Origin of the sequence: Streptomyces sp. V3I7, from assembly GCF_030817495.1 — a bacterium.
Lineage (GTDB): Bacteria > Actinomycetota > Actinomycetes > Streptomycetales > Streptomycetaceae > Streptomyces.
On the sequence record NZ_JAUSZK010000001.1, the window covers coordinates 87,564 to 110,449 of the forward strand.

Here is a 22,886-nt window from a genome sequence, read left to right on the forward strand (position 1 = left end):
GTCAACTCCTCGCGGAAAGCTGGGCGTCGGGGTCTTCAAGGGCGCGGACGGAGGCGGCGTCATGCTGCTCGACCGACGGACGGTCCTTGAGGCCGAGTACATCGGGCCAGCGCGGGTCGTCGGGGGCGACGACGAGGCGGCGGGCGTAGAAGCTGTCGAAGAAGGACAGGACGAACATCGGCAGGAGGGTCCAGATCGCCACCTGCTCCAGCGGCTGGTTGCCGGTGAGCGCGGCGATGATGACCACCACGAACACGTTCGGGTAGGTCATGGCGGTGTAGTCGTCGAGCGTCTGGACGTGGCGTCGACGCTTGAGCAGGGCGGCAACCAGGCGCAGGCCGACGGCGATGCCTACGGCGGTGGGCGCATAGGTGGTGAAGCCGTGCAGGTCGAGCTTGAGGCAGACCAGCACGATGAACGCGGTCAACAGGAGCACGGCTACGTATCCGTTGCGCTCGCCGTATTTGGCCGTGCGGATAGGAGAGCGTTCCCGCAGACGTTTGACCAGGAGGTAGACCAACGTGACGACGCCGGTGGAGGTGGCGGCGCTGATGGCCACGGCCGGGGCGACGTCCTCGTGCAAGGTCAGGGCGAGGACGGTGGAGAAGGACACGGTCGCGGCCAGTGAGGAGAGCAGGACCTGCGCGAACGTCGGCATGATCATTCCGCCGAGGCAGCGGCTGACGGTCATCGCCACCACCGAGCTGGGGGTGGCGAGGAATACCGCGGCGATCGCCGCCGTACTCGTGCTGCCTGCGTCCGCCCAGGCCACCAGGGCGGCGAAGGCGATCGGCAGGGCGAGGTAGCGCAGGGCGACGGACCGGAGCGTGCCGCGGTCGGTGACGAAGGTGCGGGCGTTTTCCAGCTCGATGCGGCACATGGTGATGACGCTGGCCAGCACCAGGAGCATCAGCAGCACGTACGGGGACGCCGACAGGTGCACCCCGGCCAGGTTGGCCAGGAGGCCGGCGGTCAGTCCGACGCAGAAGACCACGGGATGGTTGACGACGATCCAGTCGTAGACCATGTTCATGGTCTTGTTCTCGTTCTTGACGTAGCTGTGGATCCGATCGCCCTGCAGCATCTGGGAGTTCGGCAGGCGCAGGTCGTAGGACTCGTCGGCCGGACGGGCCAGGATGAACCGGCAGATCAGCTCGACGACGTACTTGTGGGAGACCACGCAGACCATTTCGCCGCGGCGCAGCGCCGGCAGCAGCTCCTCCTCGTAGAAGGCATGCACGCGGTCCTTGAACTGTGCGAAGGTCTCGCCGCCGTGCATGGTGGGGCTGTCGGCGTTCATGGCGCGCTCGTACTCGGCGATGCCGTGGCGGCGCTGGAGGATGGACTTGCTCTCCAGCGTGTAGCTACCGAAGTCGCGCTCCATCAGGCGCTCGTCAACCACGACCTCGGGAGCATCCGCGTCGGTGGCGTCGAGACGGAAGATGGTGTTGGCGGTCTCGTAGGCGCGGGTCAGCGGGGAGACGTAGACGCGGTCGAAGTGCTGACCGCGGTGGCCCTTGGCGACCTTCTCGGCCTGGATGCGGCCGAGGAAGGTCAGCGGGGCGTCGCGCTGCCCGGCGATGCGGTGGACGGAATTGCAGGTCGATTCGCCGTGCCGGACCATAAAAAGTCGGCTCAGCAGATCCTGCTGGTTCTCGACGGTCATCACGCGTCCTTCTTCGGGGCGTGCTTGACCTGCTCGGCGTACTGGGAGTCCCAGCCAGCCAGCTTGGTGATGTCGCACAGGTTGTGGACCGCGTGCTTTTGCACAAGCGTGGCCAGCAGGGAGACGGTCCGCCGGGCCTGCTGAGGGGTGAGGCCGAACTCGCGGGCGAGGGCGGCGCCGAAGTCCGCCATGTCGTCGTCCAGGACGGTGCGGTACTTGCGGCGCTCCGTGCGGTCCTGGGCTCGGAGGTAGTTGACGGCGTTGGGGTAGGCGCTGTCGCGGGCGTAGTCCTGCAGGCGCTTGCGCAGGCGGGTGGCCTGCGGTTCCTCGGTGGCGAGGTCGGCGGCGATCCAGTCGCTGCTGCGGATCAGGCAGTGGTGGATGCCGTCGGGAATGTCCATCTGCTCCTCGTCGCTGGCGGATTCGAGTCGGCGCAGCACCTCCATGGCCGTGTCGAAGCACTGGTTGCGCAGGGTGCCGATGCTGAACACGAACGCGCCGAGCCGGCCGCGACGGGTGGTCTCGTCGCCCTGGCGCATCGGACCGACGCCGAACAGACCCGCTGCCACCTCGCCGTCGGCGGCGATGAGCTGTCCGTGGGTGCCGACCTCAATGCCCCGGTGGGTCTTGGACTGCGGCTGCGCGTAACCGTGTGCGTTGACCAGGCCGTGCCACAGAGGGTGGCCGGTGCGCTCGTAGTCGGTGTTGTTGCCCAGGCAGTTGACGACCCGGTCGACAATGATGTCCGGCTGGTCGGCGAAGACCACCCGTATCTTCGTGCCGTCCTCGACGGGGCGCATGTCCTGGATGCCGGCGGACCTCACGTCGACGGTCTTCGGGGCGCCGTTGTATCCGCGCATCCGGCTGCGCACGACACCGCCGATCTCCCGCACGGTGCTGGTGCGGTTGGTGACGATCAGGCTCTTGTATTTGTCGAGCAGCAACCGCACGTCGCGGGCGTCCATGCGGGAGACCAGTTCGATGACGTACGGCTCCCACGCCTTCATGACCCGCTCGGGGAAGACGGCCTCGAGCGCGCTGCCCGGCTCCACGCCGTGCTGGTCGCGCAGGTGCGCGTACTCCGCCTTGATCCCCTCCACCACCGCCTCGGGGGTGAGCTCCTTGGCGTCGAGGAAGGGCGGCCGGCGGGCCTGCCAGATGTCGTGCTCGTGGTCGACGGGGTAGGTGCCGTGCATGTGGCCGCCGCGCGAGCAGATCAGGATCTGTCCCCGGTGGCCGGCGTGGATGAGGGAGATCACCGTGTCGAAGGCCGACAGCGCGGAGCCCGTGACAAGGACGCTCTCCTCGGCGCCGACCTCCTGGAACCAGTCCTGCGCACCGGGGGCGTAGGGGTCGGCGAGGAAGCGGTCGCAGTGCTTGATGCGGTGATAGAACGGTGCCTGCACCGGCGAGAGATGACCGGTCGCCAGGACCACCTGGTCCGACGGCAGATCGTGCACACCGCCCTGCTCTGAGGCGTCGGCGTACTTGACGACATACCCGTCGCCCCGCCGGTGTACGTCGATGACCTCACCGGAAAGCTCCCGCAGGGTCACCTTAGCGGGGGCGTCGGCGACCGCGTCGCGCAGCCGCTCGGCCAGGTACTGTCGGAAGATCCGCCGCGGCACCACGCAGGCCACGCCGAAGCTGTGATACTGCCACTTCTGCGGCCAATCAGAGCGGTCTGCCTCCTCGTTGGCCCACTCCAGGAAATCCTCCGGACGCTCGCGGCGCAGGGTGATGCGGCCAGCCTGGATGTTGAGCATGTGCTCCCAGTTGGTGGACGCCCAGCCGAAGGCGATACCGCCGTAGCGGTAACCCTCCTCCCGCTCTATCAGGCATATCTCCAACGGGGCACCGGCGAAGTGGAGCAGCCGGATGGCGGTCAGCGTGCCCGAGAACCCGGCGCCGACGATCGTGACGCGACGTATGGCGGGAGCCGTATTGACCATGGAGTCGTGCTGCATGCCGCTCTCGCGCATGGCCATGTCCGCCATGCCGCGGTCCTGGCTCGGGGTGTCCTGCATCGTGGTGTGCTGCATTTCCACGGTCTTGTCTCCTTCGGTTGGGGGGGAGTCAGCGCCACTCGTGGGTGAAGCGGACCGTTAGGGCGTCACGGATCGAGTTGTGGACGATGCAGCCCCGCTCGGCCTTGAGTAGGGGCTTGGAGATCAGGTCCTGAAGGGCGGCGGGCGCCGAGATCTGCACGGTGATCTCGGAGAAGCGGGTCGGCGCGCTCACGAGGCTTCCGTCCACCTGGAAGCTGATCTCGGAGGCGTCGGCCTGCGGGTCCTCGGCTTTCAGGGCGGCGAGGAAGGTGCTTACGTAGCACCCGCCGAGTGCCAGGAGCAGCAGCTCCCCGCCCATGGGGCCGGCGTCGGTGCCCTCCTTCTCCTTGGGCCGGTCGATGGTGAGCGTGTGGTTTCTGGCCCGGCCCACGACGACGCTGCCGCCGACGGGGCGTAGGGACACACCGATTTCGGGCATGGCGATGCACGCACTCCTGTCCTGGAACGGGGCACGCGAGGCTCGCCGTCGGTGGCGAGTGGGGTTCCCGGGGTGCCGGTGAGCGGGGACGGGCCTCAGCATCGGGACGGAATGTGGGCTTCCGGAGTGATCGTGGATGATCCTGGATGCGCTCCGTGGCCGGAGGTCAACCCTCGGATACCGCTTGACAGGCGAGGGCCCACGTCGTCTAACTTGAAACGAGTGTTCCAAGTTGTTGGTGGCCCAGGTGTCCCAGGGGGAGGATGTTCGTGCCGCAGGTATTGGATCCAGGAAAAGCCCGCACGATCGACGAGTTCATCGCGGAGCTGCGGCTGCTCAAGGCCTGGGCGGGCAACCCGTCGATCACCGAGATCACGCGGCGTATTCACCGGGACTGGCAGCGGGCAGGACGCCCGCGTGGCGAATGGCCGGCCCGCTCAACGGTGGGCAACTGCTTTCAGCTCGGCCGCCGCCGGCCCAACTCCGACCTGCTGCTGGCCGTGGTCCAGGCACTTGTGGGCGCCGACGAAGCGATCCTCTCCGTCTGGCGGCAGTCGCTTCGTGCGGTGCTCGGTGAGGCCGAGGCCGCCGCACGGGTCAGCGCCTACAACCGGCTGCCCGCAGTACCGCCCTTGTTCGTCGGCAGGACTGACCTGGTGACCCAGGCGGAGGCCTTACTGGCCTGCGACCAGGACGTGACGGCGCTTGTGCTGGAGGGCATGCCCGGGGTGGGCAAGACGTCACTGGCCCTACACCTCGCCCACCGGCTGCTGGCCGAGGAGCGCACTGACGCACCCATCCTGTTCGCGAACCTGCGCGGCTCCGCCCCACAAGGCCCGCCCGCCGACCCGGCCGCCGTCCTGGAGGCCTTCCTTCGCCTGCTCGTCACCACCGGCGACCGCATACCCTACGACCTCGAGGCGCGGGCAGCTCTCTACCAGCAACTGCTGGCGGGAACCGGAGCGCTGATCGTCCTGGACGACGCAGCAGACGCGGAACAGCTGCGGTCCCTGCTGCCCGGGAGCCGAGGATGCCGCACGGTGATCACCAGTCGGCGTGCCCTGACCGGCTTCGGAGACACCACTCGCCTATCGGTGCAACCGCTCGCCCCGGACGACTCTGTTGAGCTGCTGCGGGCGACAGCGGGAGCCGAACGCATCGCCCCGGACAATGCGGCCATCCATCAGATCGCGGGCCTGCTGGGCCACCTTCCGCTGGCGCTTTCAATCATCGGCCGTCACATGCGCGACCACCCCGCCTGGGCGCTCGGCGACTACTACCGGGAGCCCCTGACCAGCCTGGCCCTGGAGGACGGCGTACGGACCGCGCTGTCCGCTTCCGACGCACGACTGCCGATGAGCGCGCGACGGCTGCTGCGGCTGTTGGCCCTCCATCCGCTGCAGGAGATCAACGCCGCCACGGCCGCCGCGCTCCTGGACGAACCGACCGTCACGGCCGAGCATCACCTCGCCACCCTGACGGCAGCACACCTGATCGAGCGCACCGCGCCCGGCGGCTTCCGGCTTCACGCCCTTGTCCACGCCTACGCGGAGGAACGTATCTGCATCGACGAACCGGCCACCCTCATCCGTCAGGCACTGAGCCGTCTGCTGGAACACGGCAGCAGCCGCGATGCCGCCGTACGACTGGAAACCCGGACCCTCCACGCACTCCGTCTGCCCGTACCCCGGCAGCACGCCGAAGGGGACGAAGAGTCCAGGCTGCTGCAGCAGCCCGCAGGGCGGGTACTCGCAGCCTGACGGGCCGCGCACCGATTCGGCCCACGGACACCAGGAGAAGGGCATGCTCGCCGACCAGCTCCCGGTCCTCGTCTTCGACATCAACGAGACGCTCAGCGACCTCACGCCGTTACGCGCCCGTTTCGAGGACGTTGGTGCCCCCGGACACCTACTGCGGATCTGGTTCGCCGGGGTGCTGCGGGACGGCTTCGCACTGACGGCCGCTGGCGGTTACGCGGACTTCACCGACGTCGCACGCGACGGAGTACGGGCGGTGCTGTCCGGGCTGGCGGGCTGGGCGGGAGACGGTGAGGCCGCGGCGCGACACATTCTCGATGGCTTTGCCAACCTGGATGTACACCCCGATGTACCGGACAGCCTACGGAAGTTGAGCGAGGCGGGGTACCGGCTGACGGCGATGACCAATGGAAGCGTCGCCCTGACCGAACGGCTGCTGGACAAGGCCGGAGTGCTGGACCGCTTCGACGTCCTGTCGGACGTACGCGGCCCACGCTGCTGGAAACCGGCCGCGGCCGCCTACCACCACGCCGTCGAACGGGTCGGCATACGGCCCGACCAGGCACTGATGGTGGCCGTACATCCCTGGGACATCGACGGGGCACAACGAGCCGGACTGCACGGTGCGTGGCTGCGACGCGGGGCCTCCGTGTACCCGCAGACGATGATCCGGCCCAGCGGTCATCCCGTTGGCGCGGACCTCGTCGCCGTGGCGCGAGTAGGTGGCCCGCCAGCGCATCATGCCGCGTACGTTGCGGTCGCCGACGTTCGCGTAGTGCCTCTCGTAGGTGACGCGCGCTGACAGCACGGCGCCCGCGCCGGCCGGGAGTACGGCGAGAAGCAGGAGGGGGAGCATCAGCCAGTGCAGGCGGTGATCACACCGGCGGCGGCGATCATGCCGGTGAGGGCGGCCATGAACCGCTGGGCGTCCTGGACCATCATGGTGGTGCGGGTGACGCCGGCCTCGGCCGCTTCCTGACGATCGGAGAACCCGTCCTCACCGTGAGCGGAGGCTTCGACTCGGCAGACGGCGGCGACGAGGGCGACATCGGCCTCGGTCATCAGGCGCGGAGTGACGCGCCCGTCCGCGTACGAGGCCAGGGCGCTGCTGAAGCGCCCGACAGCCGACGCGGCCGAGACGACGAGGAGAGCGGGCAGGGCGGCGGGCAGGCGCGCGGAGACCGTGCCGACGCCGAGGACGTGCATCATGGCCTTCGCCGTGAAGCCGAGGACGATGGCGGCCGCCACGCCCGTGAGGACCTGGCACGCGAGCAGCAGGACGAGCGCGCCCCGGTCAACCGCCCGGGCCATGCGTGCGGTGCGCCCGCGCACGGACGGCAGCCGACCGCACATGTTGGCGAAACCGACCTCCTCCAGCGGGTTCTTGGCGTACTTCCCGGAGTAGCTGAGAACGGCCGGTGGTGGAGGGGGAGGCGTCTCGGAGTCCTCCATCGAGGCGTCTTCGGTCACGGTCACCTGCATCCCCCTTCGGGTCGGCGCCGCACCTGGATGGTCCGGCGATGTCAGGCCCAACGAGGGGGTGGGCGAATCGAACGCGCTCGAATCCGGACGATGCGCGAGCCTTGAAATCCCGGGGCTTCGAACGCGTGGCCGCGGTGGAGTACGGCTTTCCGTGCGGCCGGAGGTGGCCGAAACGCCGGTGCTGTTAACCAGGGGGTTCGTGGGTTTTCTGAGGTCTGCTCGCGACCGCTTGCCGTACGGGGTGGAGCGGCTGTGGGGCGGCGGCCCGGCTGCCGTCGCACAGCCGCCTCACAGAGACGTGCTTCGGCGCCCCGAGCGAGCGCCCCGGCCGAGCGACATGACCGAGCGACATGACCGCTCGCCTCGACGGCGGCCACCAGGCCTTCCTGACCCCAGTCGTCCCGTTCCCGGCCGTCGACGCGCACCCGGGGCTGGAGTACGAACCTTCGGCAGGCACACGTCACAGCCGCTGGAAACTGCGGGTAGGAACGTCATGGCCGAAGCACAAGCGGGTGGGATCGGGCCGCTCCAGCCAACCGGCCCGATCCCACCCGGGGTTACAGCTGTCGCCGCGGTCCTCCCTTACCTACGCCACGGCCCCGTAACCGCGAACGTAGTACCGGGCGTATAGCAGTTCACGTACATCGTGTCGCCGTCCGGAGAGAAGGTGACCCCCGCGAACTCGCCCCATTCCGGGGACTCCGGGGTGCCGAGGTTCTGGCGTCCTCGGGCCATCGCGTAGACCTCTCCGCCGCGGGTGACGCCGAAGACGTGCTGGGCGCCGTTGCCGTCCTCGCAGACCATGAGGCCGCCGCTGGGGGCGAGACAGATGTTGTCCGGGGACTCGCCGGGGAGTTGGACGTCGGTGTCGGGGCCGAAGACGATCACCAGGGTGAGGCGGCGGTTCTGGGGGTCGTAGCGCCAGATCTGGCCGTAGTGGTCGGCGGCGGAGCCGTCCGCCGAGTGCGCGAACGACGAGACGAAGTAGACGCAGTTGCCGCCCCAGTAACAGCCCTCCAGCTTCTGAGCGTGCGTGATGCCGTTCGGGCCGTAGTCCTGGAGGCGGGCGGGGGTGGAGGCGGCAAGCGGGTCGGGTACGTCCACCCACTCGATGCCGTCGAAGGCCGTGCCGGGCTGCTGGATCATCGACAGATCCGGTACGCCGGGCACGCGCATCGCCTGGAGACGGCCACCGGCGCGCAGTGAACCCACGCCACCCAGCGGCTTGTTGGGCAGGAAGCGGTAGAAGAGGCCGAACGGCTTGAGGAAGGCGTCCTCGGTCTCGTAGACGACGCCGCGGCGCGGGTCGATCGCGATCGCCTCGTGCTGGAAGCGGCCCATCGCGGTCAGGGGGACGGCACCGGTGCGGTGCGGGTCGGTGGGGTGGACCTCGAAGATGAAGCCGTGGTCCTTGGTGTAGCCGTTGGTACCGGCCTTGTCCTCGGTCTCCTCACAGGTCAGCCAGGTGCCCCAAGGAGTGCGGCCGCCGGCGCAGTTGACGGCCGTACCGGCGATGGCGACCCGTTCGGACAGGACGCGGTTGCGGGAGTCGAGCGCGAGGGCCGTACAGCCGCCGTGGCCTTCCGGGTCGTAGGTGAGTCCTTCGATGGCAGGGACCCGGATCGCCGCGGTGGGGCGGTTCTCGTGGTTGCGCACGAGGTTGGTCCCGCCGGCTCTGCCGGCGAAGGCGGCCATGCCGTCGTGGTGGGACGGCACCGGGCCCTCACCGGAGCGGAGTTGGTCGCCCTCGCGGGAGAGCACGGAGTAGCGGAAGCCTTGCGGCAGGTCGAGCAGGCCGTTCGGGTCGGGGACGAGCGGGCCGTAGCCCGTGTGTCCCAGGGTCTGCGCGGCGGCGGTGCCCGCGAAGAGTTCGGACAGGACGCCGGTGAAGGCGATGCCCGCGCCGAGCGCGCTCGCACCGGCGAGGATCTGACGTCGTGTTGCGGACATACGGCAGCAACCTTCCTGCTGGCGGACAGGAACTGTGATCCCGCTGTGTCTATCACCTCGTACAGAGTGCGGGAACCACGCGCGTAGCACGTGTCACTTCTCGTCCAGGGGGTCCTTCGATTCCGGGAGTTGGGCCGCGTGTGCCTGTCCGGATTGTTCGTCGTACGGCGTGAGGGGCCCAGGGCGGCGTCGGGGTGCCCCTCGTTGCACTCCGAGCGGAGCCCGGCGGCGCGGGCGGTGGGATCCCCGGGACCTGCTGTCGTGAGATCCCGGAAACGCCCCGTTCATCGCAGCCGGGGCTTCGGGGAAACAAGTCCTTCCTACCGTGTCCGCTCATGGGTTCGACGGCGCGTTCGACGGTGAGCGTTTGCCGCGGGCCGGGCGGGAGCGGGGTGCCCCACCTCTCGTCACCCCGGCGCCGTCGCTCAGCACCACCGCCGCACCCCGAAGGGCTGACCATGAGCAGCATCACCGAGCCACGTCCGGCCGCCACCGGCCCCACGGACTCCCCGACGGACCGGCGCACCCGGGAGACCCTGGAGGACTACACCCTCCGTTTCGCGCCCCGCAGTTACCGCCGCTGGACGCCGATGGTCGTCGCGACGACCGCCCTCGGCGGTATCGCCTACATGGCGGACTTCTCCATCGGCGCCGGCATCGGGCTGGCCCACGGCACCGGCAACGCGTTGGTGGCGATCGCCGTCGCCGCCGTGGTCATCTTCGTCACCGGCTTCCCGCTGGCGTACTACGGCGCCCGCTACAACATCGACCTGGATCTGATCACGCGCGGCTCCGGCTTCGGCTACTACGGCTCCGTACTCACCAGCGTCATCTTCGCGAGTTTCACCTTCATCTTCTTCGCCCTCGAAGGCTCGATCATGGCCCAGGGCCTCCGGCTCGGCCTCGGGCTGCCGCTCTGGCTGGGCTACGCCGTGTCCACGCTGATGGTGATCCCGCTGGTGATCTACGGCATGAAGGCGTTGAGCAAGCTCCAGGTGTGGACGACTCCGTTCTGGCTGGTGCTGATGGCGGCCCCGCTGGTCTACCTGACCGCCTCCGACCCCGGCACGGTCGACCGCTTCCTGGCCCATCCGGGCACCGACGGCACCGGCGGCGTGAACACCGCGTCCGTCCTGCTGGGCGCGGGCGTGTGCCTCTCGCTCATCGCGCAGATCGGCGAGCAGATCGACTACCTGCGCTTCATGCCGCCCAAGACCGAGGCCAACAAGCGCAGTTGGTGGGCGGCAGTGGTCATCGCCGGACCCGGCTGGGTGGTACTCGGGGCGCTGAAGCAGGCCATCGGTGTCTTCCTCGCGGTGTACATCCTGGCCGAGGCCGGTCCCGTGGCGGCGATCGAGCCGATTCAGCAGTTCCGTGGCGCGTTCGACGCGATGATGCCCTCGTGGATGGTCGTTCCACTGGCCGTGGCCCTCGTCGTGATCAGCCAGATCAAGATCAATGTGACGAACGCGTACTCCGGTTCGCTGGCCTGGACGAACTCCTTCACCCGCGTCGCCCGGCACTACCCCGGCCGCATGGTCTTCGTCCTGGTCAACCTGGGCTTCGCGCTCGCCCTGATGGAAGCCGACATGTTCAGCTTCCTCAACAGCATCCTCGGCTTCTACTCCAACTGCGCGATCGCGTGGGTGGTCACCGTGGCCACCGACATCGGCGTCAACAAGTACGTCCTCGAACTCTCCCCGCGTACGCCCGAGTTCCGCCGCGGCATGCTGTACGCCGTGAACCCTGTGGGAGTCGTGGCCTTCGTCGTCGCCTCCGGGCTGTCCATCGCCCTGTACTTCCACGCGCTCGGCGACACCCTCCAGCCGTACTCCCCCATGGCGGCGGCCGTCATCGCCTTCGTCCTGACCCCGCTGATGGCGGTCGTCACCAAGGGCAGGTACTACCTGCGCCGCACCGACGACGGCATCGACGAGCCGCTGCTCGACACGGAGGGCAACCCGAGCGCGACGACGTACGACTGCCACGTCTGCCGGCAGGCCTACGAGCGGCCCGACTTGACGGCGTGCGCGACGCATGAGGCGGTGGTCTGCTCGCTGTGTCTGAGCACGGACGGGGCGGGCGAGCATGTGCTGCCCGCCGCGCAGTCGGCGAGCGCCTGACCCGGGGGCCCGCATCTACACGTGCGCGGCTACGTGCCTGAGTTCATGGCCGGCGTCAGCTCGATGTCCAGGTACAGCATTTCCGCGGTGTGGTGGAAGGGGCCGCGGGCGTGCACGATCACGTCACCGTGGGGAGTGAGTGCCGCAGTTGAGGCGAGCCCGTGTGGCTGTCGAGCACCTATGCCTTGCGTCGTAGGACAGTCGACAGATGGTGCTGCAACGGCTGACCGACTGCCGCGAGGTCCTGGGTGAACGTGAGGGTGCCGGGGTCGGTCAGCGCGTATCGACGGCGCGTGGCGGTGACTTCCTTGGCCGTGGGGGTGAGGCTCACCTCGTCGGCGGACAGTTCGACCGTGCCGTCGGCCGCGTGGCCCACCGCGATCTCCGCGATGCCGGTGGGCTGAGTGATCAGGGCTTCGATCCGGCCACCGGGCTGCACCCGCCACCAGCCGGCCTCCCGTGCGGACGGGCGCAGCGGTGCGCCTTCGGCGTCGAGGAGCCAGGCGCGGGACTCGTAGCGGAGGAAAGGGCGGCCGTCGTGGCTGAAGGTGACTTCCTGCGCGTACGTGAAGTCGTCGGGGAGCGTCGGGTACGTGCCTCGGCCCTGCCCGCGCCACGTACCCAGGAGGCCGAGCACGGGAGCGAGCAGCTCGTGCGGTTCGGGCGATTCGTCCGGTCCGTAGCTGTCGGGGTACGGCTGCTCAGGTGCGGGGTCGATCACGTACGTGCTCCTTGAGTCGTGCCGGTGCCGGGGACCGGTACCGGCCCATGCTGATTCCGGTGCTGGTGGAAGCCTAGGGCGTGTCCCCCTCGGCAGCTGACAGCCGATCAGCCCGCCGTCGAGCGCGGCGTGTCAAGACGGGCTACCGGACGGCGGTCGCAGTACGCCGATGACGGCTGAGTCGCTTGTCGAACGTTCCGAACCAGCCCTGTCTCCCTTGGGCGTTACGCGAGGCGAGGGAAGGCTGGAGACGATGTTCGAGCGAAGGAAGTTCCTCATGGCCGGTGGCGCCATGGGGGCTGCGGCCATGCTGCCACAGGATGTCCTGGGAGCGCGGGCGTACGCGGTGCCGGCTCACCAGCCGGCTGATTGCGAGGCCCCCAGGGGACGCCGAACACCCCGTTGCTGGAGAAGTTCGTCGACGCTCTGCCCAGGCCGATGACGGCCATCGCGGCAGCCCGAGCCACTCGTCGTGGAGCCGGACGAAGTGCTGTCCTACAAGGACACGGCCAAGGCCCATGCGGAGAGGGTGACCAGAATCATCATCCAGGAACCCCGCCGAAGGAGACGATCGCGTCGATTCCGGGCAGCGGTGCCGAGTTGCCGGCGACATACCTCCACCACTGCCATCTCCTCGAGCACGAGGACGACGACCTGATGCGCCCGTGGACGATCGTCGGCCGTGACGACGACGATGGCGGTGGGGGTGGGGGTGGCGGTGGCGGTGGCGGCCATGGCCACTGATGGGAGCGGTCGATCCGCGTGTGCCGGTCCGTGCCCAAGTCCCACGCGCCCGTCAAGCCCGGTTCCGCTCCGCCTCCCCCGAACCGATGCCTACATGGGCCAGCCCACGACCTGCTGCGGGCTCGGCCGTTCGGCGCCCATCCCCTCGATGTCGCGCTCGGCGGCACTCACCAGTTGCCCGGCAAGGTCGTGCAGGGCGCGGCCCGCGGCCAGTTCGTCGCCGATCTCCGGGACGTCGGCGTCGGACGGGTTGCGGTGGGCCACACCGTGGCCGGTGAGTTGCGTGGTGCCGGTGTCGAGCTGCACGCGTGCCTTTGTCGTTCCCTCCTCCTCGAAGAGCTGGAGGCGGACCGTCCATTCCTCGGTGTGCGGCATCGTTCCTCTCCCTCTTCCCTCGCCTGGAGCCTGGAGCCTGCCTGAGTCCGTTACTTTTCGGGGCGCCCGGGGATGTCAGGGCGACGGTTCGCCTTCGAGCAGTTCTCCGAGGTCCTGGACGACGATGTCGGCGCCGTACCGCAGCAGCCGCTCGCCGCTGTCCGTGTCGCCGGTGCGGTTCACGCCGACGACGACGGCGAAGTGTCCGCGGCAGCCCGCTTCGACGCCGGCGAGGGCGTCCTCCATGACCGCGGCGCGTCCGGCGGGGACGCCGAGCCGTCTCGCCGCCTCCAGGAACAGGTCCGGCTGCGGTTTGCCCGCGAGGCCGAGCCGGGCGGCCTCGCCGCCGTCGACCAGGGTGTCGAAGAGGTCCAGGACTCCGGCCAGGGTGAGCAGCTCGCGGGCGTGCCGTGACGCGGAGGCGGCGGCGACGGGGACCCCGGCCCGGCGCAGGGCGCGTACCAGCCGCACGGTTCCCGGGTAGACCTGGACGCCGTACGCCCGCAGCCGCTCGGTGAACAGCCGCTCCTTCTCCGTGGCCACGGCGCGCACCGCCTCCGAGGACGGGGCGAGGCCGCGCGAGGCGAGGAACGCGGCGGCGCCGTCGAGCCGGGATCGGCCGTCGACGTAGCGCAGGTAGTCGTCGCCGGTGTCGAAGGGGCGCCGTTGGCCGGGATCCTCGGGCGGGTGTTCGCGGATGAAGGTGTCGAAGGCCGCCTTCCAGGCGGCGGCGTGCAGCCGGGCGGAGTCGGTGATCACTCCGTCGGTGTCGAGGACGACCGCGTCGACGTCGCGGAGCGCGGGTGCGAGCGTGGTGCGGGACGGGACCGTCATGGGGGCTCCTCCTCGGCCGCGTGCGTCAGTCCGGCCGTACGGCCACTTCGTACTGCGGGCCGCCGAGGACCACCTTGAGCGCGCCTGTCTCGGCGGCGTGCGCGAAGACGTCGTACGCCTCCTCCATGCGGTCGAGCGGGAAGGTGTGGGTGACCAGCTGCGCGGTCGGCAGCCGGCCGGTCTCCGCCATTCGCAGCAGGGTCGGCGTGGAGTACGTGTCGACGAGTCCGGTCGTGATGGTCACGTTCTTGATCCACAGGTCCTCCAGGTGGAGGGTGGCCGGCCTGCCGTGCACGCCGATGTTGGCGACATGTCCGCCGGGCCGGACCATGCCGGTGCACAGCTCGAAGCTCTCCGGCACGCCGACGGCCTCGATGGCCACGTCCGCGCCGAGCCCGTCGGTGAGGTCGTCGACCAGTTCGCCGGGGTCCTCGCGGACGTCGGCCACGGCGTCCGCACCGAGCCGCCGGGCCGCCTCCAGCCTGGCCGGGGAGAGGTCCACGGCGATGATCCGCTCGGGCGCGTACAGCAGCGCGGTGGCGATAGCCGCGAGGCCGATGGGGCCGGCCCCGACGATGACGACGGTGTCCCCGGGGCGTACCCGACCGTTGAGGACGCCCACCTCGTAGGCGGTCGGGAAGATGTCGGCGAGCAGGACCGCGTCCCGGCTGTCCACGGGGGCGGGGAGCGGGTACACGGACAGGTCGGCGTACGGGACGCGTACGTACTCGGCCTGAGTGCCGTCGATCAGGTGCCCGAGGATCCAGCCTCCGCCGCCCCGGCACTGGCCGTACGACTGCTCGCGGCAGTAGCGGCAGCGGCCGCAGGCGCTGATGCAGGACACCAGGACCCGGTCGCCCGGCCGTACGGTGCGTACGTCATCGCCGACCTCGACGACTTCGCCGACGGCCTCGTGCCCCAGCACGGTGCCTGGGCGGACCTCGGGCACGTCGCCCTGGAGGATGTGCAGATCCGTGCCGCAGATCGTGACGGCGTCCACCCGCACGATCGCGTCGGTGGGTTCCTTGAGGTCGGGGTCGGGGACCTCCTGCCAGCCGGACTGGCCGGGGCCGTGGAAGACGAAGCCTTTCATGACGTCCTCACCCTCTCCCGGGCCCGGCGCGACCGGACCGGACGGCTGCGGGTTCACTCCACCTCTCCAGCTTGTCCGCCACCGCGGGGTTCCGCTTGGGCAGGCCCGCGGAACCACTCGGCGCCCGCTGGACGACTCGGCCCGCGCGGGGCCACTCGGCCCCGGCGGGTCCGGACAGCCCATGTGCGGCCGGGGGCCGGCCGCCGGATGCTGAACACGGGACGGTCCGCTCGTCACGGGTGACTGGTCGGGTCCGAGCGGTCCGTGGTGCGAGGGCGGTGTGGGGCGCACGCTGGTTTCAGGGAGCACGAAAGGAGCCGGTGCGATGACCTCCGCCACCACCATGATGAACGCGGCGCTGCCCGCCGAGTACCGCGACCGGCTGATGCGCCTCGCGCGTGAGGCCTCCTTCGAGGCGGGGGCCCGCCTGTTCGAGGAGGGCCGGCTCGCGGACCGCTTCTGGATCGTGCGCACCGGCACGGTCGCTCTGGACCTGCACGTCCCCGGCCGCCGCCCCGCCGTCGTCGAGTCGATCGGCGCCGGCGAACTGGTCGGCTGGTCCTGGCACTTCCCGCCGTACGTATGGCACCTGGGCGCCGAGGCGATGAGCCCGGTACGGGCCTGGGAGTTCGACGCCGAAGCCGTGCGCGCGCTCTGCGCCCAGCACGCCGAGTTCGGGCGGGCGATCGCGGTCTGGGTGGGCCGGGTGGTCGCCCAGCGGTTGCACGCCTCTCGGATCCGGCTGCTGGACCTGTACGGGCCGTACGGCAGCGGGAGCCCGCGATGAGGACCGACGGCGACGAGGACTGCCTGCTCGGTAGCCCGCACCGAGCGAGCGAGGTGATGGCGCGTGCCGTTCGGGGCCGGCGGTGTGCGGCGGATGTTCGGCCGGCGGTGTGCGGCGGATGTTCGGCCAGGGGCCAGGGCCGTGGCCAGTGCGGTCTACGCCGACAGGGCGGCGACGCTCGCACTCCTCGCCTGCACCACCGCCGCGACGCGTCGGGCCGCCGTGCGCGAGATTCGTCGCGGCATCATGTTCGGCGAACCACCACCCGCCCACGGACGCGACGCGGTCGGCCCGGCAGCACTCCGGGCATTCAACCTGCTCAGTGCGGAGGTGCGGCGATGCGGCGATGCGGCGGTGCGCGGCGCTGCGGTCAGGGCGGTTCCGGTACGACGGCCACCGGGCACTCGGCGTGGTGCAGCACCGCGTGGGCGGTACGGCCCAGGCGCGGGCCGAGGGGCGCGCGGCGGCGCCGGGTGCCGAGGACGAGCAGGTCGGCCTCGCGGGAGGCTGCGCCAAGGGCGTCGCGGGCGTGGCCCTCGACGGTGCGCCGGCGCACCTCCAGGTCTGGCGGTACGTCCCGCAGGGCGTCCTCCAGCAGTTCGGCGGCCTGTTGCTGTCTGAGCGGCTCGGGCTCACCGGCGAGCAGCGCGTGCCGGGTGGTCACCTGCGCGGGGCGCCGCCAGGCCCGTACGGCGTCCAGCGGCACTCCGCGCAGGGCGGCCTCCTCGACGGCGAACCGTACGGCGGCCGTGCCCGCGGGCCTGTCGCCGACGCCGAGGACGACCGGGCGCCGCGACACCGGGCGGGCCGTGCTGTCGTGGGTGCCGCGCACCACGATCACCGGGCAGTGTGCGTGCCCGGCGACCGTCAGGCTGACGGATCCGAGGAGTACCTCCGCGACCTCGCCGCGGCCGCGGGAGCCCACCACCACGGCGAGCGCGGTGCCGCTCTCCTGGATCAGGCCCTGGTCCGGCTCCGAGGGCAGGACGCCGGTGGTGACCTTCACGCCGGGGCGGCGTCGCTGGGCGCGCTGCTCGGCGGTGCCGACGACGTCCCGGGCCATCACCTCCTCCAGCGGCCTGCCCGTCTCCTGGGCGAGCAGGGCGCCTTCGTAGCGCTCCCAGAGCGAGGCGTACACGATCCGGAGCGGTGCTCCGCGCAGCTCGGCCTCGTCGGCCGCCCAGTCCACGGCCCGCAGGCTCATCTCGGATCCGTCGACGCCGACGACGATCGGTAGGTCCATCGCGCTCACCGTTCCCTGCCACGGCCGAAAGGCGTCCTGCTTCCTGCCTCCCGTTTCCTGCCTCCTGACACCGGACGAGTGATCCGTTTCCAGCGTGGTGACACGGGGCTCATGGGGTCAAGGGCCGACAGGTTCGTGCCCAGGACCGACCCGCACCCGTCTTCGTCGGCGCCGGCAGTGAGTGGGGGCGGTGGGCCCTGGTCCGCACAAGAGGCGAGATCGGCGTGCGCCGCCACGGCGGCCGGATGTAGATCGGTGTGTCCGCCTCTGGAGAGGCCTCACTTGTAGAGGGCGGCCTGGATCTTCCTGTCGTTCATGCTGCTCTTGTCGTACCAGTAGAAGCCGGTGTCGATGGACTTGGGGACGCTCTTGCCGTCGATCGCCTCCATGGCGGCCCTGACGACCTCCCGGCCGATCCCCATCGGGTTCTGGGTAACGGCCCCGGCCTCCAGGCCACTTGAGATGGCGTCGATCTGCGCCTGTCCGGAGTCGAAGCCGACGATCCTGATGCCCTTCCTGCGGCTCTCCTTGACGCCGTTGATGACGCCGATGGCCGAGCCTTCGTTGGAGCCGTAGATTCCGTCGATGTCGGGGTTGGAGGTGATGATCGACTTGGTGATGTCGGCGGACTTGATCTGGTCGCCTCCGCCGTACTGCGGGTGGAGGAGCTTGATCCCGGGGGCGTTCTTCTTCATCCACTCCATGAAGCCGTCCCGGCGGTCGATGCCGGAGCGGCTGGTCTGGTCGTGGACGACCATGGCCACCTTGCCCTTGCCGCCGAGGAGTTGGGCCATGTGCTTGGCCGCTTCCGCGGCGGCGGCCTTGTTGTCGGTCGCAGCGGTGGTGACGGGGATGTCGGACTCGACTCCCGAGTCGAAGGCGACGACCGGGATGTGCTGGGACTTGGCCTGTTCGAGCAGCGGGGCGGAGGCCTTGCTGTCCAGTGCGGCGAAGCCGATGGCGTCGGGGCTCTTGGCCAGGGCGTTGGAGAGCATGTTGGTCTGCTGCTCCACGTCCGCCTCGGTGGGCGGCCCGACGAACGTGATCGTCGCCCCTTCCTTCGCGGCCTCCTGTTCGGCGCCCTTCTTCACCGACTGCCAGAACTGCTGCTGGAAACCCTTGGAAACGATGGCTATGCGCGGCTTGCCGCCGTCGGCGCCGTCGGAGGAATTGCACGCGGTCAGCGCGAGGGGCATGGCGGCTGCCACGAGGACCGCCCCGGCTCGTCGTGAGTTCATGCGGCTCGACTCCTTGTCGCGGGTTGTCACTGCTTCATGAGCGATTGAGCGGACGACCGGTTGAGCGGGCGACCGGTTGAGCGGATGGCCGGTCGGCCGGTGTTGGCCGATTGACCGGTGTGGGCCGGTGTGGGCCGGTCGAGCGCATCGACGTGCGGGTCGAGTCACGCGGCTCGCTTGCGCATCATGTCGGCGTAGACGGCGACGAGGATGACGCAGCCCAGGATCACGTCCTGCCACTCCTGCGGGATGGACATGATCTGGAGACCGTTGTTCAGCACGGAGATGATGAGCGCGCCGATGACCGTGCCGACCAGCGATCCCTTGCCGCCGGTCAGCGAGGTGCCGCCGATGACGACCGCGGCGATCGCCTGGAGTTCGTACCCCATGCCGGTCGCGGGCTGCGCCGATCCCAGGCGGGCCGAGATCATCACCCCGGCGAGCCCGATGAACAGGCCGGCGAGCGTGTAGACCACGATCTTCCACTTGCGGACGTCGATGCCGGAGAGCGCGGTCGCCTCCTCGTTGCTGCCGATCGCGTACGTGTACCGGCCGAGGGTCGTCTTGTTCAGGACGACACCGGCGATGACGGCGACGACGACGAGGATGACGACGGCGTTGGGGAAGTCGGCACCCGGGATCAGGTTGCCCGTCGAAATCCTGGTGTAGCCCGGCGCGTTGGTGAAGTAGATCGGCGCACTGTGGGAGATGACCAGGGCGAGGCCCTGGGCGACCAGCATCATCGCGAGGGTCGCGATGAACGGCGGAATGCGCAGCAGCGCGACGTTCAGGCCGTTGACCAGTCCGATCAGGCCGCCGAACAGGATCGCGCCGAGCACGCCGACAGGCAGCGGCAGTCCCATCCTGACGATGAACGCGCCCGACATGACCGCGCACAGCGCCATGCCGGTGCCGATGGAGAGGTCGATGCCGCCGGTGATGATCACGAAGGTGGTGCCGACCGAGAGCAGCCCGATCACCACGGTGGAGAACAGGACGTTGGTGATGTTGCCGTAGGTGAAGAAGTCGCCGCTCGCCAGGGAGAAGAACGCGACGATGACGATCAGGCCGGCGAAGGCGAGGAGTTGTTGCAGGCGGTCCCGGGCGGCGGCGCCGAGTCCGCCTGATGTGCGTTCTCCCGCTGGTGCGTGGGCGGCTTTCGTCACGGTGTCCGCCGGTGCCTTGAGAGTGGTCACGGTCGTCCTCCCTGGGGGCTGCCCAGACAATCGCTCGGGTATCGGTGGGGTGCCGGGGTCCTCAAGGGGCGGCTGCCTCGGTCGCGTCAGCGGCATGGGCGCCGTCGGCGCCGCTGCTTCGCAGGGTCGCGTAGTGCATCACGTTCTCCTGAGTGGCCTCGTCCGCGTCCAGCACGCCGGTGACGCGGCCCTCGCTCATCACCACGATCCGGTGGGAGAGGCGTAGCACCTCCGGGAGTTCGGAGGAGATGACGATGATCGACTTTCCCTGGGCCGCCAGTTCGTTGAGCACGCGGTAGATCTCCTCCTTCGCACCGACGTCGATGCCGCGTGTCGGTTCGTCGAAGATCAGTACGTCGCAGTCCTTGACCAGCCACTTGGCGATCACCACCTTCTGCTGGTTGCCACCGGAGAGGTTCTTCGCGGCCTGTCGGAGGGACGGCGTCCTGATCCTCAGGGAGGTGACCAGTTCGGCGGACTTCGCGCGCATCGCCCGGTCGTTGACGAAGCCGCCGACGGAGAACAGTTCGCCCATCGAGCTGAGGGCGATGTTGCTGTTCACGTCCTGTTCGAGCAGCAGCCCGAGGCTCTTGCGGTCCTCGGAGAGGTAGCCGATCCGGTGCTTGGCCGCCTCGGCGGGACTGCCGATCCGTACGGCCTTGCCGCGCAGTTCGATGGTCCCCGAGTCGATCCGGTCCGCGCCGACGAGGGCCCGCGCGACCTCGGTGCGGCCCGCTCCCATGAGGCCGGCGAAGCCGAGGATCTCGCCCTCGCGCAGCTCGAAGGACGCGTCCCGCAGCAGCGACTTGGTGGACAACCCCCGTACGGACAGGGCCACTTCACGGTCGCCGCGGACCCCTTCCGGCCGCGCCTCCCTGGTCAGCTCCCGCCCCACCATCATGGAGATGACCTCCTTCATGGTGGTGGCCTCGGTGTCGACGGTGCCGATGTAGCGGCCGTCCCGGATGACCGTGATCCGGTCGGTGACGGCCTTCAACTCGTCCATGCGGTGCGAGATGTAGATGACGCCGGTGTCCTCGCGGACGAACCGGCGGATCAGTCCGTGCAGCGTCGCGACCTCGGCGTCGTTGAGCGCGGCGGTCGGCTCGTCCATGATCAGCACCTTGGGGTCGTACGACAGCGCCTTGGCGATCTCCACCATCTGCTGTTGCGCGACGGTCAGGTTGCCGACCAACGCTCCTACGTCCAAGGGGAGTTCCAGCCGGTCGATCAGATCCCGCGCCTTGGCGTTCAGGGCCCGCTCGTCGAGCAGGAACCCGAACCTCCTGACCGACGGTTCGCGTCCGATGAAGATGTTCTGGGCCACCGTGAGGTCCGGCATCAGGTTGAACTCCTGATGGATGATGCTGATGCCCAACTCCAGTGCCTGTTTGGGGCTCGTGGGGCGCAGCGGTTCACCGCAGAGCCGGAAGTGCCCGGTGTCGGGGGCGTGGATGCCCGACAGCAGCTTCATCAGCGTGGACTTGCCGGCGCCGTTCTCCCCCACCAGCGCCAGCACTTCACCACAGCGCAGGTCCAGCCGCATGTCCGACAGGGCCTGGACACCGGGGAAGCTCTTGCTGACGCCCTCCAGCTCCAGCAGCGGTGTGGCGCTCGTGGTCCGCTCCGCCCGCAGTGCGGTCATGGCTACCTCCGCGTGGTGAGCCTCGGTGAGGACGACGCCGGCACGGCACCCCCAGAAATCGATTTCTGGCAGCGTAGGTGTGGCCATGTGAGGCGTCAACGGTTGGGGCGGGCTTTGTTGTTGGGGGCGACTGCGGCGCTGGACGAGGGCTGCGCGGGGGCGTGGACTGCACGCACCCTTCAGAAGCGGATACGGCGCCCTGCTCGACGTCGCCAATGCTGCGGTTCCTCGGCTCGGCTGCCACGCGGGCCAGAAGCTGCTGTGACTGTCGGTCGGCTGAAGCCCCTGTCCGGCGGGCGCGCGATAGGTTGCCCGCCACGACCGAGCTTGGACCCGTCGCGTGGCCTCCTGCCCCGATCAGGACCGAGAGGCTCGTCCTTCGCGAGCCCGAGGCCCGGGACCGTGCGGCGGTCATCGAGCTGCTGGCCTCGCCCGAGGTGGGCACGTACCTCGGTGGGGTCCTCGCTCACGCCGTCCGGCCGAGCTCGTGCCTGCCGTGCGCGCCCACCACTTGAGTCAGGCACCCCTGGCCGGTCCCGCCATACCCGGAGGTAGCCTCTGACCATCATGGCAACCATCTACGAGGTCGCAGCTCTGGCCGGAGTGTCCCCGGCCACCGTTTCCCGTGTCCTCAACGGCGCCCCGGTGGGGCAGCCGTACGCCGACAAGGTCCGCAAGGCCGCCGCGACGCTGAACTACAAGCCCAATCGCACGGCGCGTACGCTGCGTCGCCGCTCGGCGGAGGTGATCGCGCTGATCATCCCCGACATCGAGAACCCGTTCTTCACGGCGCTCGCCCGGGGCGTCGAGGACCGGGCGCAGGCGGAGGGGTACTCCGTCGTCCTGTGCAACACGGACGACCGGCACGACAAGGAAGCGAAGTACCTCGAGATCGCGCTGTCGGAGCACATGGCCGGCGTCATCCTCGCGCCCGCGTCGGACCGGACCAGCCTCGACACCGTGACGGCGCGGAAGACGCCGGTGGTGGTCGTCGACCGGACCGCGCACCACAACGACGTCGACGCCGTGGTGGTGGACAACGCGGCGGGCGGCCGGACCGCGGCCACGGCCCTGTACGAGCAGGGCTTCTCGCTGGTCGCGTGCATCACGGGCCCGTCGGACGTGGAGACGGCCGAGCAGCGCGCCGCCGGCTGGCGCGAGGTCTTCACGGCGCGCACCCCCGAGGCGATACCCGACGACTATCTGCGCTTCGCCGACTACCGTGTCGACGGGGGCTTCGCCGCCATGGCCGACCTGATGCGGCTCCCCGAGCCGCCGGACGCGGTGTTCGTGGCCAACAACCTGATGTCGCTGGGCGCGTTGCACTGCCTGGCCGAGCTCGACCAGGCTCCGCCGGCCATCGGCATGGTCGCGTTCGGCGACCTGCCGCTCGGCATTCCGGCTCCGGCGGGCGTCTCGGTCATCCACCATCCGGCCCGCGAGATCGGGGTGGTCGCGGCGCGCCTCCTGATCGAGCGCATCGCAGGCGACACCCAGCCGAGCCGGACGGTCGTACTCCCGACCAGCCTCGACTGAGCTTCCCCA

At 69.7% G+C, this 22,886-nt stretch carries 17 protein-coding genes and 3 pseudogenes; 6 read left to right on the forward strand and 14 right to left on the reverse strand.

The features are described 5' to 3' along the window. Position 1: 1 nt before the first annotated feature. The 3 genes from QFZ74_RS00400 to QFZ74_RS00410 are packed head-to-tail and all read right to left on the reverse strand — an operon-like array spanning position 2 to position 4,153. Positions 2-1,666, reverse strand: a complete 1,665-nt coding sequence (locus tag QFZ74_RS00400) for a histidine phosphatase family protein (protein WP_307618761.1) — start codon at positions 1,664-1,666, stop codon at positions 2-4. Beyond that, positions 1,666-3,708, reverse strand: coding sequence for an FAD/NAD(P)-binding protein (locus QFZ74_RS00405; RefSeq protein WP_307623993.1), 2,043 nt, complete (start codon positions 3,706-3,708; stop codon positions 1,666-1,668). Before QFZ74_RS00405 ends, QFZ74_RS00400 begins: the two co-directional genes overlap by 1 nt. Positions 3,709-3,742: 34 nt before the next feature. Beyond that, positions 3,743-4,153: an OsmC family protein gene (locus QFZ74_RS00410; protein ID WP_307618762.1), complete on the reverse strand. Its 411-nt coding sequence runs from the start codon at positions 4,151-4,153 to the stop codon at positions 3,743-3,745. 263 nt (positions 4,154-4,416) lie between these two features. Between QFZ74_RS00410 and QFZ74_RS00415 the strand changes: the two genes are divergently transcribed. After that, a complete protein-coding gene (locus tag QFZ74_RS00415) occupies positions 4,417-5,913 on the forward strand; it encodes an NB-ARC domain-containing protein (protein WP_307618763.1) in 1,497 nt (498 codons plus the stop codon). 43 nt (positions 5,914-5,956) lie between these two features. After that, a pseudogene (locus QFZ74_RS00420) lies at positions 5,957-6,547 on the forward strand (haloacid dehalogenase type II); the annotation flags it as partial. 42 nt (positions 6,548-6,589) lie between these two features. On the opposite strand, the pseudogene QFZ74_RS00425 reads toward QFZ74_RS00420, so the two are convergent. Both QFZ74_RS00425 and QFZ74_RS00430 read right to left on the reverse strand, forming a co-directional pair. Further along, positions 6,590-7,392, reverse strand: a pseudogene (locus QFZ74_RS00425) (ABC transporter ATP-binding protein); the annotation flags it as partial. Between the two features lie 582 nt (positions 7,393-7,974). Then, a complete protein-coding gene (locus tag QFZ74_RS00430) occupies positions 7,975-9,342 on the reverse strand; it encodes an alkaline phosphatase PhoX (protein WP_307618764.1) in 1,368 nt (455 codons plus the stop codon). 458 nt (positions 9,343-9,800) lie between these two features. On the opposite strand from QFZ74_RS00430, the gene QFZ74_RS00435 reads away from it, so the two are divergent. After that, on the forward strand, positions 9,801-11,465 hold the full coding sequence (locus tag QFZ74_RS00435) for a cytosine permease (protein WP_307618765.1): 1,665 nt from the start codon (positions 9,801-9,803) through the stop codon (positions 11,463-11,465). A gap of 178 nt (positions 11,466-11,643) precedes the next feature. Here the strand turns inward: QFZ74_RS00435 and QFZ74_RS00440 are convergent, their stop codons facing one another. The 5 genes from QFZ74_RS00440 to QFZ74_RS00460 all read right to left on the reverse strand — a co-directional run bounded on the left by QFZ74_RS00440 (position 11,644) and on the right by QFZ74_RS00460 (position 15,232). Next, the gene (locus QFZ74_RS00440) at positions 11,644-12,186 is read right to left on the reverse strand and encodes an FABP family protein (RefSeq protein WP_307618766.1); all 543 of its coding nucleotides are present in this window, start codon (positions 12,184-12,186) and stop codon (positions 11,644-11,646) included. Positions 12,187-12,681: 495 nt separating this feature from the next. Continuing rightward, positions 12,682-12,921 carry a hypothetical protein gene (locus tag QFZ74_RS00445; RefSeq protein WP_307618767.1) on the reverse strand — a complete coding sequence of 80 codons (240 nt, stop codon included), beginning with the start codon at positions 12,919-12,921 and terminating at the stop codon, positions 12,682-12,684. A 99-nt stretch (positions 12,922-13,020) separates the two neighbouring features. Beyond that, a complete protein-coding gene (locus tag QFZ74_RS00450; protein WP_307618768.1) occupies positions 13,021-13,305 on the reverse strand; it encodes a DUF1876 domain-containing protein in 285 nt (94 codons plus the stop codon). A 75-nt stretch (positions 13,306-13,380) separates the two neighbouring features. After that, a complete protein-coding gene (locus tag QFZ74_RS00455; protein ID WP_307618769.1) occupies positions 13,381-14,139 on the reverse strand; it encodes an HAD family phosphatase in 759 nt (252 codons plus the stop codon). Positions 14,140-14,164: 25 nt separating this feature from the next. Beyond that, positions 14,165-15,232 (reverse strand): zinc-dependent alcohol dehydrogenase family protein, encoded by a 1,068-nt coding sequence (locus tag QFZ74_RS00460; protein ID WP_307618770.1) that lies wholly within the window; start codon positions 15,230-15,232, stop codon positions 14,165-14,167. A 325-nt stretch (positions 15,233-15,557) separates the two neighbouring features. Here QFZ74_RS00460 and QFZ74_RS00465 point away from each other — a divergent pair, with 325 nt between their 5' ends. Next, the gene (locus tag QFZ74_RS00465) at positions 15,558-16,019 is read left to right on the forward strand and encodes a Crp/Fnr family transcriptional regulator (protein WP_307618771.1); all 462 of its coding nucleotides are present in this window, start codon (positions 15,558-15,560) and stop codon (positions 16,017-16,019) included. A gap of 370 nt (positions 16,020-16,389) precedes the next feature. Here the strand turns inward: QFZ74_RS00465 and QFZ74_RS00470 are convergent, their stop codons facing one another. From QFZ74_RS00470 to QFZ74_RS00485, 4 genes are all read right to left on the reverse strand, one after another. Continuing rightward, entirely contained in the window at positions 16,390-17,262 is an 873-nt protein-coding gene (locus QFZ74_RS00470) for a universal stress protein (protein ID WP_307618772.1), read from the reverse strand. A 278-nt stretch (positions 17,263-17,540) separates the two neighbouring features. Further along, positions 17,541-18,500 (reverse strand): ABC transporter substrate-binding protein, encoded by a 960-nt coding sequence (locus QFZ74_RS00475; protein WP_307618773.1) that lies wholly within the window; start codon positions 18,498-18,500, stop codon positions 17,541-17,543. A gap of 164 nt (positions 18,501-18,664) precedes the next feature. Continuing rightward, positions 18,665-19,696, reverse strand: a complete 1,032-nt coding sequence (locus QFZ74_RS00480) for an ABC transporter permease (RefSeq protein ID WP_307618774.1) — start codon at positions 19,694-19,696, stop codon at positions 18,665-18,667. A gap of 61 nt (positions 19,697-19,757) precedes the next feature. After that, positions 19,758-21,341, reverse strand: coding sequence for a sugar ABC transporter ATP-binding protein (locus tag QFZ74_RS00485; RefSeq protein ID WP_307618775.1), 1,584 nt, complete (start codon positions 21,339-21,341; stop codon positions 19,758-19,760). 308 nt (positions 21,342-21,649) lie between these two features. Between QFZ74_RS00485 and QFZ74_RS00490 the strand changes: the two are divergent. Next, positions 21,650-21,799 (forward strand): annotated as a pseudogene (locus tag QFZ74_RS00490) (GNAT family N-acetyltransferase); the annotation flags it as partial. A 109-nt stretch (positions 21,800-21,908) separates the two neighbouring features. Continuing rightward, entirely contained in the window at positions 21,909-22,877 is a 969-nt protein-coding gene (locus tag QFZ74_RS00495; RefSeq protein ID WP_307618776.1) for a LacI family DNA-binding transcriptional regulator, read from the forward strand. The last annotated feature ends 9 nt before the right edge of the window (positions 22,878-22,886 follow it).